The sequence below is a fragment of the Kineosporia sp. NBRC 101677 genome (assembly GCF_030269265.1).
GTDB classification, from domain to species: domain Bacteria; phylum Actinomycetota; class Actinomycetes; order Actinomycetales; family Kineosporiaceae; genus Kineosporia; species Kineosporia rhizophila.
The window spans coordinates 538,851-556,161 of record NZ_BSTA01000005.1; the positions used below are offsets into that span (position 1 = coordinate 538,851).

4 protein-coding genes are annotated in these 17,311 nt (G+C 71.6%); 2 read left to right on the forward strand and 2 right to left on the reverse strand.

Annotated features, from left to right (window positions below; translation table 11 throughout):
- Positions 1 to 18 precede the first annotated feature (18 nt).
- Positions 19 to 12,984, reverse strand: coding sequence for a type I polyketide synthase (locus QSK18_RS17720; RefSeq protein WP_285620587.1), 12,966 nt, complete (start codon positions 12,982 to 12,984; stop codon positions 19 to 21).
- Between the two features lie 707 nt (positions 12,985 to 13,691).
- Here QSK18_RS17720 and QSK18_RS17725 point away from each other — a divergent pair.
- The gene (locus QSK18_RS17725; RefSeq protein ID WP_285620591.1) at positions 13,692 to 16,409 is read left to right on the forward strand and encodes an FAD/NAD(P)-binding protein; all 2,718 of its coding nucleotides are present in this window, start codon (positions 13,692 to 13,694) and stop codon (positions 16,407 to 16,409) included.
- Positions 16,410 to 16,411: 2 nt separating this feature from the next.
- Here the strand turns inward: QSK18_RS17725 and QSK18_RS17730 are convergent, their stop codons facing one another.
- Positions 16,412 to 16,636 carry a hypothetical protein gene (locus QSK18_RS17730; protein ID WP_232814941.1) on the reverse strand — a complete coding sequence of 75 codons (225 nt, stop codon included), beginning with the start codon at positions 16,634 to 16,636 and terminating at the stop codon, positions 16,412 to 16,414.
- 182 nt (positions 16,637 to 16,818) lie between these two features.
- On the opposite strand from QSK18_RS17730, the gene QSK18_RS17735 reads away from it, so the two are divergent.
- A complete protein-coding gene (locus QSK18_RS17735; RefSeq protein WP_232814942.1) occupies positions 16,819 to 17,310 on the forward strand; it encodes a hypothetical protein in 492 nt (163 codons plus the stop codon).
- Position 17,311 lies beyond the last annotated feature (1 nt).

The window sequence follows — 17,311 nt, forward strand, 5'->3', positions numbered from 1 at the left end:
CAGCAGCGGTTCGTCACGTCAGTAGATCCCCAGCTCCTTGCCGAGGAAGTCGAAGACCTCGTCGTCGGAGGAGGACTCGAGCTTCTTGGAGACGTCCTCGCCGCCCTTTCCGGCGCGGGTCTCCTTCCAGCGGGCCAGCACCGACTCCAGCCGCGCGGTGATCCGGGCGGCCTCGGCCGCGTCCGCATCACCCTTCACGGCGCCGTCGAGCATCTCCTCGAGCCGGTCCAGTTCGCTCAGCACCGGCTGGGCGGCCGAAAGACCCTCGGGCACCAGCAGCGTGCGCAGGTGCGAGGCCACCGCCCGCGGGCTGGTGTGGTCGAACAGCAGGGTGGCCGACAGGCGCAGCCCGGTGGCCGTGTTCAGCCGGTTGCGCAGCTCGATCGCGGTCAGCGAGTCCGAGCCCAGGTCGGTGAAGGCCCGGTCGGCGTCCACGTCCTCGGGCGAGGGGTAGCTGAGCACGGCCGCGGCCTGGATCCGGACCAGTTCCACCAGGCGCCGGTCCTGATCGGCCGGTTCCAGCCCGGCCAGTTCCTCGGCCAGTTCGTTGGTCTCGCCAGTTTCAGTACCACCAGAGGACGCCTGCAGCGCCTCCCGCACTTCCGGCAGGTTCTCGATCAGCGGGCTGGGGCGACGCAGGGTGAAGGCCGGGGCGAAGGTGGCCCAGTCCATGTCGGCCACCACCAGAGTGGTCTCGTCCGCGTCCAGCGCCTGACTCAGCGCTCGTACGGCGGGTTCCGGGTCCAGCAGCCGCAGACCGCGCTTGACCATCGCGGCCTTGCCCTCGCGGTCGCTCATACCGCCGCCGTCCCACGGACCCCAGGCCACCGATGTCGCGGTCTGGCCACGGGCCCGCCGGTTCTCGGCCAGGGCGTCGAGGAAGGCGTTCACCGCGGCGTAGCCGGGCTGCAGACCACTACCCCAGACCGCCGAGATCGACGAGAAGAGCACGAACGCATCCAGATCCAGGTCCGCGGTCAGCTCGTCCAGGTGCCGCGTGCCCGCGGTCTTCACCGCGGCCATCGCGGACAACTGTTCGATGCTTGTCTCAGCAAGCGCTGTGGCCTGACCCGAGCCGGCGGTGTGCATCACTGCTCGCAACGGCAGGCCCGAGTCCTGGATCCACCCAACCAGCCCGGAAACATCGGCGCGCCGGGAGATGTCGGCCTGGACGACGTCCACAGTCGTGCCCTGCAAGGCAAGCTTCGCCGCACGCTGGACCGCCCCCTCGGCGTGCGCACCGGACCGGCTGGTGAGCACGATCCGTTCGGCGCCCCGATCGGCCAGCCAGTGCGCGACATGCCCACCGATGGCCCCGGTTCCGCCGGTGATGAGTGTGGATCCCCGAGGCGTCCACACCCTCTCGGCTTCCGGCGCCCCGGCATGCTCCAGCCGACGCCCCAGCAGAGCCTCGTCACGAATGACGATCTGGTCCTCGTCACCCAGTGCACCGGACAAAACCGCGACCAGCCGGGCGATCGCCCGCTCGTCGGCCGTAGGCAGCAGATCCACCAGGCCACCCCAGCGCTCCGGGTGTTCCAGCCCGACCACCCGTCCCAGGCCCCAGTTCTGCGCCTGCGCCGGGTTGGTCACCGACTCGACCGCGCCGGAGGTCACGATCCAGAGCGGCGCAACACTTTCCGCATCCCCCAGCGCCTGCACCAGATTCTGGTTGGCGCCCAGGCCGCCGTCCACGGCAGCGAAGTCGGCCCGCGGCGTCTCGTCCAGCGCCAGCAGGCTGACCACTCCGGCGAGGTCGGCGGGGATCTGAGCGGCCAGTTCGGCTCGGGTCACCTCAGTCGTCGAACAATGGACGACGCTCACCTCGGCTCCCGCGGTCCGCAACCCGTTGACGCAGGCCTGGATCAGCGGGTTCGGAGCCTCGGGGACCACCAGCAGCCAGGTGCCTTCCAAGGTTGCGGGTTCCGGATCAGCCAGGGCGGCCCAGACCACGCGGTGCCGCCAGCCCTCGGTCGCCGACCGGTTCAGCTCGCGCCGACGCCACGAGGTCAGCGCGGGCAGCAGTTCACCCAGGCGCTCGTCGTCCATCTCCAGGGTCTTGGCCAGACCGCTCAGGTCTCCGTCCTCGACCGCGCTCCAGAACCCGGCCTCACTGCCTGTCGACGCGACCGCAGCCGAACCGCCGTCCAGCCGCAGCTTGCGCGGGCCCACGGCCCAGTACCGCTGGTTCTGGAAGGCATACGTGGGCAGCTCCACCCGGCGCCCGGCCGGCAGCACCCGCGTCCAGTCCACGACCGCGCCATTCACGTGCAGGTGGGAGAAGGCAGCCATCAGCGAGTCCGCGGCCTGGGAGCGTGGGCGGAGCACGGGCACGAACTCCACCTGCTCGCCCACCACCCCGGCGCCCATCGCGGAAAGCGTTCCGTCCGGACCGATCTCGATCACCACGGACACCCCGGCGTCGGCCATGGACGTCACCGCGTCGGCGAACCGCACGGCCTCCCGCGCCTGCTTTGGCCAGTACCCCGGCGTCGGCTCGGTCACGGCTTCACCGGTCAGCGCGCCGATCCAGGTGAGCTTCGGCGTGGCATGCGGCAGGGACTGGGCCACCGTCGTCAGTTCCTCGAGCACCGGTTCCATGCGGGCAGAGTGGAAGGCGTGGCTGACCCGCAGCCGGCGCACCCGCCGCCCCTGCTCGCGCCAGTGCTCGACCACCTGCTCGACGGCGTTCTCGTCACCCGACACCACGACCGCGGTCGGCCCGTTCACCGCCGCGATCCCGATGCCCTCGATGCCTCCCAGCGACGCCCGGACCTCAGCCTCAGTGGCCTCGATCGCCCCCATCGCCCCGCCGTCCGGCAGGCCCTCCATCAGCCGGGCCCGGGACGCGATCAGCTTGGCCGCGTCGTCCAGGCTCAACACCCCGGCCGCATGGGCGGCCGCGATCTCCCCCACCGAGTGACCCGCCACCACGTCCGGCCGGATGCCCGCCGCGGCCAGCACCGCGACCAGCCCGACCTCGACCGCGAAAAGACCGGTCTGAGCGTAGAGCGTGCGGTCGGCCCGGGGGTCGGGCTTCTCGTCCGACGCCTCAGCCAGCACCACATCGCGGATCGAGTGACCAAGCTCGGCCTCGACCGCAGCAGCAGCCCGGTCGAATGCCTCAGCAAAGACCGGCGAGGCGTTGTACAGCTCCCGCCCCATCCCCGCCTTCTGCGCACCCTGCCCGGCGAACACAAAGCCCACCTTCGCGCGCCCCGCCTTGCCGCTGACCACGTTCGCCGCCGACTGCCCCTCCGCCAGCGCACTCAGGCCTGCCATGAGCTCGTCCAGGCTCGTGCCGCGCACCACCGCCCGGTGCTCCAGAAGGGTGCGCCGAGTCAGGGAATAGGCCACATCCGCCAGCTCAAGCTGGTCCGCCTTGAGGTAGGTCGCCAACTGCCGCGCCTGCCCCGCCAGCGCCGCCGGAGTATGCCCCGACACCAGCCACCCGATCGGAGCCGTGACGTCCGCTCCTTCCCCCACCCCATCCGGCGACGGCCTGTTATTGCCCGCCGGGTACAACGTGTCAACAAAGCAGGCTCCAGCAAGACTTTGTTTACCCGTAAGCGGCTCACCGGCCTCGAACCCGCTGGCCTCGAACCCGCCGGCCCTGAACCCACCAGCACCGAGCCCGCCGGCGTCGATCCCATCGACTCCGGCAACCTCTGCCGGCGCCTCTTCCACAATCACGTGCGCATTGGTCCCGCTGATGCCGAACGCCGACACCCCAGCCCGCCGCACCCGCTCACCGGCAGCCCACGGCACCGCAGCCTGCAGCAGCCGCACCCCACCGGAAGCCCAGTCCACGTGCGGCGTCGGCTCGTCGTTGTGCAGCGAACGGGGCAGCTCACCGTGCTGCAGGGCCAGCACCATCTTCATCACGCCGGCCACACCAGCCGCCGCCTGCGTGTGCCCGATGTTCGACTTCACCGAGCCCAGCCACAGCGCCCGGTCCTGGTCACGCCCGCGGCCGTAAGTCGAGAACAACGCCTCGGCTTCGATCGGGTCACCCAGCGGCGTGCCCGTGCCGTGCGCCTCGACCACGTCCACGTCGTCCACCGTCAACTGGGCGTCGGCCAGGGCGGCCCGGATCACCCGCTGCTGCGAAGGACCGTTCGGCGCGGTCAGCCCGTTCGACGCGCCGTCCTGGTTGATCGCCGTGCCCCGAAGCACTGCGAGCACCGGATGGCCGTTGCGCCGCGCGTCGGAAAGCCGTTCCAGCGCGATCATTCCCGCGCCCTCGGCCATGCCCATGCCGTCGGCCGAGGCCCCGAAGGCCTTGGAACGTCCGTCGGTGGCCAGGCCTCGCTGGCGGGAGAACACCACCAGGTCCCAGGGGGTGGCCATGATGGTCACGCCACCGGCCAGGGCCAGGTCACACTCGCCCGAGCGCAGGGCCCGGGCCGCCAGGTGCAGGGCGACCAGGGAGGAGGAACAGGCCGTGTCCATCGTGACGGCGGGCCCTTCGAGCCCCAGCACGTAGGAGACCCGCCCGGAGATCACGCTGGTGGCGTTGCCGGCCATGAGGTGGCCCTCGATGGCGTCGGCCGTTTCGTGCCCGGTCTGGGCGCCGACCACCGCATAGTTGGAGCTGTAGCCGCCGGCGAACACACCCGTCCGCGAGCCCCGCAGCGACGACGGTTCGACCCCGGCCCGTTCCAGCGCCTCCCACGAGATCTCCAGCAGCAGGCGCTGCTGCGGGTCCATGGCCAGGGCCTCACGCGGGCTGATCCCGAAGAAGGCGGGGTCGAACTCGCCTGCTTCATGGACGAATCCGCCGGACTGCACGTAGGTCGTCCCGGCGGTCGCGGGGTCGGGGTGGTAGAGGGCCTGCAGGTCCCAGCCGCGGTCGGTGGGGAAGCCCGAGATGGCGTCAGTGCCGCTGGCCAGCAGCTGCCACAGCTGCTCCGGCGAACTCACGCCGCCCGGGTATCGGCAGCCCATGCCGACGATCGCGATGGGCTCGTTGTCCACCGCCGTGACCGGCACGGCCGCCACCTCGGCCACGTGGCCGAGCAGTTCGCTCCGCAGGTACTCGGCGAGGGCGCTCGGCGTGGGGTGGTCGAAGAGCAGACCGGCCGGAAGTCGCAGGCCGGTGACGCCGCTGAGCCGGTTGCGTAGTTCGACCGATGTCAAAGAGTCGAACCCGAGCTCGCTGAAAGCCCTTCCGGCGTCCACGTCCTCCGGGGACGAGTAGTCCAGCACGGCGCCGACCTCGGTCTGCACCACGCCGATCAGGTTCTGCAGCTGCTCTTCGCGGGAGAGCGCGGCCAGCTGGGTCGAGAGGGCACCGTCGGCGGCGCCGGCAGCGTTCATCCGCTGCACCTCGGGCAGGTCCCGCACGAACGGGGCGTGCTGCAGACCGGTCTCGCCACCGGCCGTGGCCAGCAGGTCCCAGTCGATGTCCATCACGGTCAGGGCGCTGTCCGGGCCCTCCAGGGCGTCGGCCAGGGCCCGCAGGGCCGGCTTCGGGTCCATCAGGACCTCCCACCGGTTGCGGCTCAGCCGCTTGCGCGTGGCCTCACTGGCCGCCGCCACACCGCCGCCGGCCCACGGACCCCAGGCCACCGAGACGGCGGGAAGGCCCCGGCCCTGACGATTCTGGGCCAGGGCGTCCAGGAAGTGGTTGGCCGCAGCGTAGTTCGCCTGACCACCGGCGCCGAAAGTGGCTGAGGCAGAGGAGAAGAGCACGAACGCGTCGAGGTCCAGCCCGGCCGTCAGCTCGTCCAGGAGCTGCGCGCTGGTCGCCTTGGCAGCAAGCACCGGGCCGAGGCGGTCCGGGGTGAGCGAGTCGACCACACCGTTGTCCACCACACCGGCGGTGTGCATGACCGAGCTGAGGTCAGAGCCGATCCGGGCGAGCAGCCCGGACAGGTCGGACCGGTTCGCGCTGTCCGCGGCGATCACGTCGACGGTGGTGCCGGACTCGGCCAGTTCGGCGGCGAACGCAGCGATACCGGCCGCACGGGCACCGGATCGGCTGGTGAGCACCACCCGGCCGGCACGTAGCCCAGTCTCCAGGCCAGCACTCGGCGCAGCCACAGAACGGCCCGGACCGGCCTCCAGCGCGGCCGGATCTCCGTTGAGCGAAGCATCGCTGAGTCGGTCACCGGGCTGCGTGAGACTTTGGCCGATTCCGCGAGGCTGAGCCGGCACCAGGGAGGAACCGGGGACCAGGCTCTGGCCCGCGAGACCCGGCGCTGCACCCAGCGCACCCGGCCCTTCGGCACGCTGGGCCACCCACCGAGCCACGTGCCGGCCAATCGCACCGGTACCACCGGTGATCAGTACCGTGCCGCGCGGCTTCCAGTCTCCGGCCGGAGCACCGGCCCGACGGGCGCGCTGCAGACGCCGGGCATGGATCCCGCTCGGCCGGATCGCCACCGCGTCCTCGCGAAGGCCGGCCAGCACAGCGCCCACCCGGTGCAGGGCGAGCTCGTCCAGATCATCGATCGGCAGGTCGATGAGACCGCCCCACCGGTGCGGGTTCTCGATCCCGGCCACCCGCGAGAAACCCCAGACCTGAGCCTGCACGGTCCGGGCCAGCAGATCCTCGGGCCCCGTAGAGACCGCGCCGGAGGTGAACACCCACAGCGGCGCGGCGATCCCGGCATCGCCCAGGGCCTGGAACAGCGTCATGGTGCCCACCAGCCCAGCACTGACCTGGTCGAGCACAGGGGTCTCGTCCAGTGCCAGGAAAGACAGCACACCTGCTAGCTTTCCGGTCTCGCCGACGCCCGCCAGGAGCGTCTCTCGCTCAAGCGAATCGACAGACAAGACCGTTGCCGTCGCGCCGAACTCGCCGAGCATCCGGGCCACCGCGGCGGCCGAAGCAGCCCCGGCCTCACCGGTGACCAGAAGCCACGAACCAGACAGGCGCACCCGGTCCGCACCGGCCACCAGCGGCCAGGAGACCCGATAGCGCCAGTCCTCGATCACGGCCTCACGCTTGGGCTGCTCGGAGACCGTCTGCCGGGCCAGCGACTTGAGCCAGTACGACTGCCGGGTGAAGGCGTACGTGGGCAGATCGACGCGGCGGCCCTGGGGCAGCACCTGCAGCCAGTCGACCTTCAGCCCCTGCACATGTGCCTGGGCCAGCGCGGTCACGAACCGGCGTGCACCGGCGTCCTCGCGTTCCAGCGTGCCCACGATCACCGGACGGCCGGACAGTTCCTCGAACGTCTCCCCGATCGGCCCGGTGAGCACCGGCTGCGGCGAGACCTCGACGAAGGTGCGGTGGCCGGTCGAGGCCAGCGCGACCACAGCGTCCTGGAAGCGAACCCGCTCCCGCACGTTCGAGTACCAGTACGCAGCGTCCAGCGCCGAGCCGTCGATCCGCTCACCGGTCACGGTCGAGTACAGCGGCACCCGTCCGGCCCGCGGCTCAATCCCTTCCAGCTCACTGACGATCTGCTCGGCGAGCACCTCGACGCGGGCGGAGTGGGCCACGAAGTCGGTCTGCGGGATCCGCCAGCGCAGCACCCGCCGCTTGGACAAGGCCCGCTCGAACTCGTCCAGCGCGTCCAGGTCGCCGGAAACCACCGTGGTGGCCGGGCCGTTGACCGCAGCCACCGAGAGTCGCTCACCCCACGACTCTTTGGAGGCCAGCAGTTCCTCGACCGCAGCCACCGGCATGACGACCGACAGCATTCCGGCTGAGACGGCCAGGCTGGACAGGGCGCGGCCGCGGACGGCGACCACGCGGGCGCCGTCCTCCAACGACAACGCGCCTGACACAACCGCGGCCGCGATCTCACCCTGCGAGTGCCCGACAACCGCTTCAGGACGCACGCCCGCCGCCTCCCAGAGGGCGGCGAGGGAAACCATGACCGCCCACAGCAGAGGCTGCACCACGTCGGCGCGCTCGATGCCCGGGGCTCCTTCGACGCCGTTCAGGACGTCGTCGAAGGACCAGTCGATGTGCGGGGCCAGGGCTCGACCGCACTCGGCCAGACGCGCAGCGAAAAGCGGGGAATCGGCGGCAAGTTCGCGGCCCATGCCGAGCCACTGCGTACCCTGGCCGGGGAAGACGAAGACCACACGGCCGGTACCGGAGGCGGTGCCGTTGGCCGGGCCGGGGATGACGCCTGGGGTGCGCTCGCCGGTCAGCAGGGCGGTCAAGCCGTCGAGCAGTGCCGCCTGCGGGACATCCGGGCGAGCGGTTTCAGCAACGGTCCCGTTAGTGGTCTGGACGGCGAGACCGGCCTCAGAGACGGTGGGCACGCCAGTCCCCGAGACAGCGGGCACGCCAGTCCCCGAGACAGCGGGCACGCCAGTCCCCGAGACAGCGGGCGCACCAGTTCCCGAGACAGCGAGTGCAGTGGTCTCGCGAGCGCCCGAGGACGAGTCGGCCACCGGGCCAACTACGGCGGCCCGGTATTCGTGGGTCGAACGGGTGGCAGCCAGGGACCAGGCCACGTCAACCGGATCCAAGGTCGGCTCGGCGGCGAACGCGGCCAGACGTTCGGTCTGGGCCGTCAGAGCCGCAGCGGAACGACCGGAGAGCAACCAGACCGGCGGAACCTCGCTCAGCAGAGGAGCTCCAACAATGGACGGGTCGACCGTCGCGTTCTCGAGGGGAGCTTCTTCCAGGATGACGTGAGCGTTCGTGCCGCTGATGCCGAACGCGGACACCCCGGCCCGCCGCACCCGTCCTTCATTTTCCAGCTCGGACGGCCAGGCGCGGGCCTCGGACAGCAGCGAGACCGCGCCGGCCGACCAGTCGATGTGCGGGGACGGTTCTTCGGAGTGCAGGGTGCGCGGCAGCAGGTCGTTGCGCAGGGCCAGGATCATCTTGATCAGACCGACCGATCCGGCCGCCTGCTGGGCGTGTCCGATGTTCGACTTGGCCGACCCCAGCCACAGCGGCCGGTCTTCGGGGCGGTCCTGACCGTAGGTCTCGATCAGCGCGCCGGCCTCGATCGGGTCACCCAGCGGCGTGCCCGTGCCGTGCGCCTCCACCGCGTCCACGTCCGCGGGCGAGAGTCCGGCCGAGGCCAGGGCCGCCCGGATCACCCGCTGCTGCGAGGGCCCGTTGGGGGCCGTGAGCCCGTTGGAGGCCCCGTCCTGGTTCACCGCCGACCCCGCGACCAAGGCGAGCACCGGGTGGCCGTTGCGACGAGCGTCCGAAAGCCTTTCCAGCACGATCATTCCGGCGCCTTCGGCCACCCCCATGCCGTCGGCCCCGGCGCCGAACGCCTTGCAGCGCCCGTCGGGAGCCAGGCCCAGGGCGCGGCTGAAGTCGGTGAACATGACCGGGCTGGCGGTGACGAAGGCCGAGCCGGCCAGGGCCAGGCTGGCCTCGCCGGAGCGCAGGGCGGCGGCGGCCAGGTGCACCGCGACCAGGCCGGAGGAGCAGGCCGTGTCTACCGTCATGGCCGGGCCTTCCAGGCCCAGCGTGTACGAGATACGTCCGGACAGCACGCTGGTGGCGGTGCCGGTGACCAGGCCGCCGTCGAGCGCGCCCTCGGGCTGGTCGGCGCCGTAGCGGGAGGCCGTGCCGCCGGCGAAGACGGCGGTGCGGGAGCCGCGCAGCCCGGCCGGGTCGATGCCCGCCCGCTCCAGCGCTTCCCAGGTGGTCTCCAGCAGCAGGCGCTGCTGCGGGTCCATAGTCAGGGCCTCGCGCGGGCTGATCCCGAAGAAGCCGGCGTCGAACTGGTCGGCCTCGTGCAGGAAACCGCCGTTCTGGATGTGCGTCTTGCCCGCGCTGTCGGGGTCTTCGTCGAACAGGTCGTCGGTGTTCCAGCCGCGGTTGCCGGGGAACTGCCCCACCACGTCGCGGCCGTCCGCGAGCAGCTTCCAGAACGCCTCCGGGCTGCTGGCACCACCCGGGTAGCGGCAGCCGATGCCCACCACGGCGATCGGGTCGTCAGTCCCCGAGGTGTGGGCGGCGAACGCGGACAGGTCCACCAGTTCGCCGTCGACCAGGCGCGAGCGCAGGTGACGGGCGACGGCGGCGGGGGTGGGGTGGTCGAAGGCCAGGGTGGCGGACAGCCGCAGGCCGGTGGCGGCGTTTAGGCGGTCCCGCAGCTCGACCGCCATCAGCGAAGTGAAGCCCAGCTCGCCGAACGGCCAGTCCAGGTCGACTTCCTCAGGCGAGGCGTGGCCCAGCACGCCAGCGACCCAGGTGCGCACCAGGTCGGAGATCACCCGGTCCTGCTCGGCCTCGGGCAGCCCGGCCAGACGCTGCCCCAGAGCGGAACCGGCGTCCCGGGCCTCGGTGTGCAGCTCAAGCGGCCGGGAAGGCTTGGTGGGCCGAGAGCTGGCCGCGGGCATGGCCCACAGTTCCTGCTTGGCGAAGGCGTAGGTAGGCAGCCCGACCCGGCGGCCGGCGGGCAGCACGGCCTTCCAGTCCAGCGGAGCCCCGGCGACGTGCAACCGCGCGAAGGCGCCCATGACCGACTCGGGCACGCCAGTCTTGGGCCGCAGCACCGGGAAGAACGTGCCCTCACGCTCGCCCAGAGTGGCCGGGCCCATCGAGGTCAGGGTGGCGTCCGGGCCGATCTCGACGAAGACGGTGACGCCCTGGTCGGCCAGCGCAGCCACGGCGTCGGCGAACCGCACCGGCTGCCGGGCCTGCTCCGGCCAGTAGGAAGCCTGGGGTTCGGTGATCAGTGCGCCGGAGGCAGCACCGGCCCACAGCAGCGTCGGCGTCTGGTGGGAGAGCCCGGCCGCAACGGCGGTGAGCTCGTCCAGGGCCGGGTCCATCCGGGCCGAGTGGAAGGCGTGACTGACCCGCAGCTTGCGCACCCGGCGCTCCTGCGCCCGCCAGTGCTCGATCACCTGCTCGACGCCGGCCTCGTCACCGGAGACCACGACCGCGTTCGGCCCGTTGACCGCTGCGATCTCGACCCCGGAGACGCCCTCCAGCGACGCCCGGACCTCGTCCTCACCGACCTGCAACGCCCCCATGGCCCCACCGACGGACAGGGCCTGCATCAACCGGCCGCGGGCGGCTACCAGCTTGCACGCGTCTTCCAGGCTGAGCACCCCGGCCGCGTGCGCGGCCGCGATCTCGCCCACCGAGTGCCCGGCCACCGCGTCCGGCACGATCCCCGCGGCGGCCAGCATCGCCACTAGACCGGTCTCCACCGCGAACAGCCCGGCCTGGGCGAACACGGTCTGGTCGGCGCGCGGGTCCTCGGACTCGCTCAGCACGACCTCACGCACCGGCAGGCCCAGTTCGGCCTCCAGCAGAACGCAGGCCCGGTCGAACGTCTCGGCGAAGACCGGCGACGCGGCGTACAGCTCACGCCCCATCCCGGCCCGCTGCGCCCCCTGTCCGGCGAAGACGAAGCCGACCCGGGCCGTACCACCGGGCGGAACCACCCCCGACTCGACCAGCGGCGAGGGCTCACCGGCGGCGAGCGCGGACAGCCCGTCCTGCAGGGCCGCCCGGTCGCGTCCCAGCACCACGGTGCGGTGCTCGAAGGTGCTGCGGTGGGCGGCCAGCGACCAGGCCACATCGTCCAAGGAACCTTGCGATGCAACACTTTCGAGGGCGGAAGCCTGGCCGGCGAGGGCAGCAGCCGAGCGTCCCGAAACCAGCCAGGCAACCGGGCCGCCGACCAGTACCGGGGCTCTCCGATCGTCCTCAATCGAGGCTTCCAGGACCGGTGCTTCTTCGAGGATCACGTGCGCGTTCGTGCCGCTCAGCCCGAAAGAGGAGACCCCGGCCCGGCGCGGCCGTTCCGCCTTACGCGCCCAGGCCACCGGCTCCTGCAGCAGCCGCAGGCCGCCGTTCCAGTCGATGTGCGTGGTCGGCTCGTCGGCGTGCAGGGTGCGCGGTAGTTTCTCGTGCCGCAGCGCCAGCACCATCTTGATCAGGCCGGCCACCCCGGCCGCGGCCTGGGTGTGGCCGATGTTCGACTTCACCGAGCCGGTCCACAGCGGGCGGTCGGCCTCGCGGCCCTCGCCGTAGGTGGCCAGCAGGGCCTGGGCCTCGATCGGGTCACCGAGTTCGGTGCCGGTGCCGTGCGCCTCGACCGCGTCCACGTCCGCGGCCGAGAGCCCGGCCGAGGCCAGTGCGGCCGCAATCACCCGGCGCTGCGAGGGCCCGTTCGGCGCAGTGAGCCCGTTCGAGGCGCCGTCCTGGTTGACCGCACTGCCGCGGACCACGGCCAGCACGTCGTGCCCGTTGCGCAGAGCGTCGGAAAGCCGCTCCACCACAACCATACCCGCGCCCTCGGCGAGTCCCATGCCGTCGGCCGAGGCAGCAAACGGCTTGCAGCGCCCGTCCGGAGCCAGGCCGAGCTGGCGGCTGCCCCAGACGAACCAGGTGGGGCTGGCGAGCACGGTGACCGCGCCAGCCAGGGCCAGGTCGCACTCCCCGGCCCGCAGCGCCCGAACTGCAAGGTGCAGAGCCACCAGTGACGACGAGCAGGCCGTGTCGACCGAGACCGCAGGGCCTTCGAGGCCGAGAGTGAACGAGACCCGCCCGGAGATGATGCTGTTGGCGGTGCCGGTGAGCAGGTGACCCTCGAGGTCACCGCCGCCGTCGACCTGGCTGGTGCCGTAGCCGGAGAAGCTGGCGCCCGCGAACACACCGGTCGAGGAGCCGCGCAGCGTGGCCGGGTCGATCCCGGCGTCTTCCAGCGCCTCCCAGGAGACCTCGAGCATCAGCCGCTGCTGCGGGTCCATCGCCAGCGCCTCGCGCGGGCTGATCCCGAAGAACGACGGGTCGAACTGCCCTGCTTCCTGGACGAATCCGCCGTCGGCCACGTCCGAGCCGCCGGGGGCGGCGAGGGCCTCGAGGTCCCAGCCGCGCGTGCGCGGGAACGGCCCGATCGCGTCGGCGCCGGCCTCGAGCACGTCCCACAGCCGAGCCGGGTTGTCGACCCCGCCCGGAAAGCGGCAGCCCATACCGACGATCGCGATCGGCTCGCGCTCGGCGTCCTCCAGCTCGCGCAGACGCCGCCGGGTCTGCTGCAGGTTGGCGGTGACGATCTTCAGATAATCGCGAAGCTTGTCTTCGTTACTCATCCCGGCCCGATACCTTCCGAGTAGATGCCCCACGAACGAAGGCAGGACGCAATCGCAACTGCCGGGACGCTGTTTCGGCGGGAAACGTACGTGCGGGGCTTCACCGGGCGCAACTGTTTCAACTGTGCCCGGCCGGGGGTCGTTCAACTGGCGCTGGGTCGCCTCAAACCTGGCTACCCGACCGGATGTTCAACTGCTGCCGAGCACGAGAGCTGGCGCCGATCGTCCTCAGTTTGAGAGGGTCGTCGTTCCTCAGGCAGTACCCAGGCAGTAGCACGACGCAACGGGTCAGCGGCTACCTGCCGCTGACCCGTTGCGCTGGCCGAACTCCTCTTCAGCGCCGCAGCACCTTGTCCCACACCTGGGCAGCGCCGTGCGGATCCGAGAGGAGGTACCCGTAGGGCACCCAAGGTCGCCGGTCTCCCCTGCCGCCCGCGTCCGTTCAAGGACGGACCAGACACCTGCGCGCGCTCAGCCTCTCGTCCGACCCGCCCATCGGAAAGACCCCCTTGGCCTGCCCCCAAGCAGCCCTTGGCCTGCGGCGACCCACCCGGACGGCGGGTTGGCGGCCCGCCTCGCCGACCCTCTACCGTTCACCTCAGGAGACCGCTCCCTGCCCCGGGACCAGCATTCTCTAGTTTGTTAGTCTGAAAACTCAGCTTTCCGGGTCACCGGTGGGTGGAGCAGTAGCGACGAGGAGCACCGACATGCCGGCTGACCGGGTCACCAGGCCGACCATCCTGATCGCCGGCGGTGGCGTGGCGGGCACGCTCGTCACCCTGCACCTGGCCCGGCTGGCCGCCCGCCGCTCCACCGGACTCGACATCGTCGTGCTGGAACCGTCCGACCTGCTCGGCCGGGGCGTCGCGTTCGGCACCCCGGAAGACCGGCACCTGCTCAACGTGCCCGCCAGCGGCATGAGCGCCCTGCCGGAAGAGCCCGGGCACTTCGTGGCCTGGCGGGCCGAGGACGACCCGGACAAACCCACCCACCCCTACGACTTCACCGGACGGCGCGAGTTCTCCCGCTACGTCCGTGAACTGCTCACCGAGTCTCTGCAGGCCGCTGCCGACCTGGTTTCGCTGCGCCACGTGCAGCAGCAGGCCGTGACTGTGCGCCGCTGGGGTGCCGGTGCCGAAGTCACCACGTCCACCGGGCGCAAGTTCCGGGCCGACGCGGTGGTCATCGCCACCGGCCTGCCCGCCGCCGGCTGGGACTGGGCGCCGGAAGAGCTGCGCAACTCACCGTTCTTCGTCCCCAGTCCGTGGGCTCCCGGTGCACTCGACGTGATCCGGCGCGACCGCAGCGGCCCTGCCCCCGTCCTCATGGTGGGCGCCGGCCTGACAATGGTCGACGTCGCGCTGTCGCTCTCCGGCCAGGACGCGGGCCGCGACGACCGGGTCCTGCACGCCATCTCCCGCAGCGGCCGACTGCCGCGCACCCACGCCCGGGCGCCGAAGCTGCCCAACATCCCCGATGTCAGTGAATGGGGGACGTCGGTGGCCGAGTTGCGTAAGCACGTCACCCGGCACTTCGCGGACGTCGTGCGGGCATCCGGCGACTGGCGCCCGGCGCTCGACGGCCTGCGCGTTCAGGTGCAGACGCTCTGGGGCCGGATGAGCGATGAGGAGCGTCTGGCCTTCGTACGCGACGAGTCGGCCTACTGGAACGTGCTGCGCCACCGCATGCCGCTCTCCAGCGCCGACCGCCTGAACGAACTGCGCTCGGCAGAGAAACTGTTCCTGCACCGGGCCAGCGTCGTGGGGGCCGAACCGCTGGGACGGGGCGGCCTGCGCGTCAGCCTGAGCGACGGGTCCACGCAGGACGTGGGCTGGGTGGTGAACTGTACGGGCCCGCGCACCGACATCCGCGAACTCGGCAACCCCCTGCTGAACGACCTGCTGACCCCGGTCTACGGCGTCGCCTCGGCCACCGTGGCAACCGGCGGCATGGGATTCCGTACCGTCAACGGCCGCCTGATCGACTCGGCCGGCAGCCCCGAAGCGCCGCTGTGGACCCTCGGGGCGCTGCGCCGGGGCGAACTGTGGGAGACCACGGCCGTCCCCGAGATCCGTACCCAGGCGCTCGCTCTGGCCACCACTCTGCTCGACACCCTCGCCCCGCTCCCCCGCCGCCTCGCGGACGGCCGGGTCGTCAGCGGCCACCACCCCGTCGCCCGCCCCCGCGACCTGCTCGGGCTGCCCCTGTCCACCACGGCCGAGTCCGCCGCCATCTTCAACCGCGGCCTCGAGCGGGTCATGCGCCTGGAGGCAGGCGCCGAAGACCTGCTGCGCGAGGCCCTCGAGCACGACCCCGACTTCGCCCTGGCCCACGCCGCCCTGGCCATGCTGGGCCACGAGGCCGGCGCCACGGCCAACGTGCAGGCGTCCCTGGCCGAGGCCAAGCGGGCGATCCAGGTGCGCGGAGACGACCGCGAGCGCAGCTTCGTCGACGTGATCGACCGCCGGGTCAGCGACGTTCGCCGCTCCGGCGCCCAGGCCCTGATCGCCCACATCGCCGCCTACCCCCGCGACGTGCTGGCCGTGTCAGCGGCCGTGCCCACCATCGCCTTCTCCGGCGTCACCGACCTGCAGCAGGAAGCGTGGGCCCTGGTCGAGGGCCTGGCCCCGGCCTACGGCGACCACTGGTGGTACATCTCGCTGCTGGCCTTCACCCGCCAGGAGCAGTCCCGCTTCGAAGAGGCCGCGCTGCTGGCCGAGAGCGCCCTGGCCTGCGAGCCCTCGTCCGGGCACGCCGTGCACGCCCAGACCCACGTGATGTACGAGACCGGACAGCACGACGAAGGACGGGTCTGGCTGGATCACTGGGTCACCGAGACCGGGCGTTCGGCCGGCTACCGGGCACACTTCGCCTGGCACGCCGCCCTGCACGAACTCGCCCTGGGCGATCTCGACGCGGTGCGCCGCCGCTACAAGGCCCACCTGGCGCCCCCGGCCGTCACCGGCGTGCGCGCCCTGATCGACTCGGCCTCACTGCTGTGGCGCTGGCGCCTGGTCGGCGACCAGCCGCCCTCGGCCGCCCCGGTGATCGAGGCCATCGGCCCGGCCCTGCTGAAGACCCCGCAGACCCCGTTCATCGCCCTGCACGCAGCGATCGCGCTCACGGCCAACAACGACGCAGCCGGTCTGGCCGAACTGCGCGAGCACGCCCTCGGCTCGTCCGAGGCCGCCATGCACACACTGGTCGTGGCCGCGTGCGAGGCCCTGACCGCGGTGGTGCAGGAGAACTGGTCGCACGCCGCGCAGATACTCGAGGACCTCTACCCCAAGCTGGACAACATCGCCGGTTCCGCCGCCCAGCGCGAGGTCTTCCAGGACACCCTGATCCACTGCCTGGTGCAGGACGGCCGCCAGGAAGAGGCCTCCCGCCTCCTAGCCGCCCGCCCCTCCCGCCAAGGCTGCTGAGCTCAGGCCCCGCGCCCCAGCAAACGCTCGAGCTCCTCAGCCACCGTCAGCCCGTCCCTGGCCGCCACCTGCCGCAACCGTGCGGCCAGGTCGGCCGGGACGGACAGCAGTTCCGAACCGGTCAGATCCTCGCCCGGCGCCGGCAGATCCTCCAAAGCCCACTGACTGGCATCCTCAGGAGCAAACCGGGCCGTCGTCAGGTCGAAGTCGGCATCGCCCTTACTCATGGCGGCTGGCCTCCCATCGTTCGTACTCGGCTGCGTCGTCCCTCGACCCCGTCCATCCCACAGTCCGGGAGGCTAGTCCCGCCTCTGCCCTTTACAGCCGACCGAGCCTGCTCGGGGGCACTGGATGCAGTTCCAAGGCCATCACTACCCCGCCGGATTGGCCCCCTGTAGATTCGCTGCTCGTGCCCCACGACGAACTGGCTGACCTACCCGCCCCCGCCCGGACCATCGCCCGCACCTCCATCGAAGCGGTCGAAGCGGCCCGGGCAGGCGACGCGGAGGCGTTCGACGCAGCCACCACCGAACTGGCAGCGTGCGAGCCGGAACAGGTACGGCTGGTGCTGGGCGTGGTGGTGCGTGACCTGCTCGAGCACCTGCACCCGGACGGCCTCGCAGCCGACGACCTGCAGGAGCTGATCCGCAGCTGCGTGCGCCGGGTGTTCGCCTGGTACCCCAAGGTCGACGTCAACGCCCTGGTCATCGTGATCACCGGGGCGCTCGGCATGCAGGACGAGGAGGAACCCCGCTACTCACCCGCCGACGTGGCCCGGCACGCGCCGCTCTTCATCGCCGAACTGCTGTCCCAGCCCCGTTCTGCTCCTCTGACGCTGCCGCAGTACCTGCGCGCGGCCCTCGAGCAGATCCGCACCGCCGAACTGCACGAAATGCCTTAGC

Excerpts from the sequence above, each read along its gene's own strand:
- QSK18_RS17720 (WP_285620587.1), bottom strand. The coding sequence starts at position 12,984 with ATGAGTAACGAAGACAAGCTTCGCGATTATCTGAAGATCGTCACCGCC.
- QSK18_RS17725 (WP_285620591.1), top strand. The coding sequence starts at position 13,692 with ATGCCGGCTGACCGGGTCACCAGGCCGACCATCCTGATCGCCGGCGGT.
- QSK18_RS17730 (WP_232814941.1), bottom strand. The coding sequence starts at position 16,636 with ATGAGTAAGGGCGATGCCGACTTCGACCTGACGACGGCCCGGTTTGCT.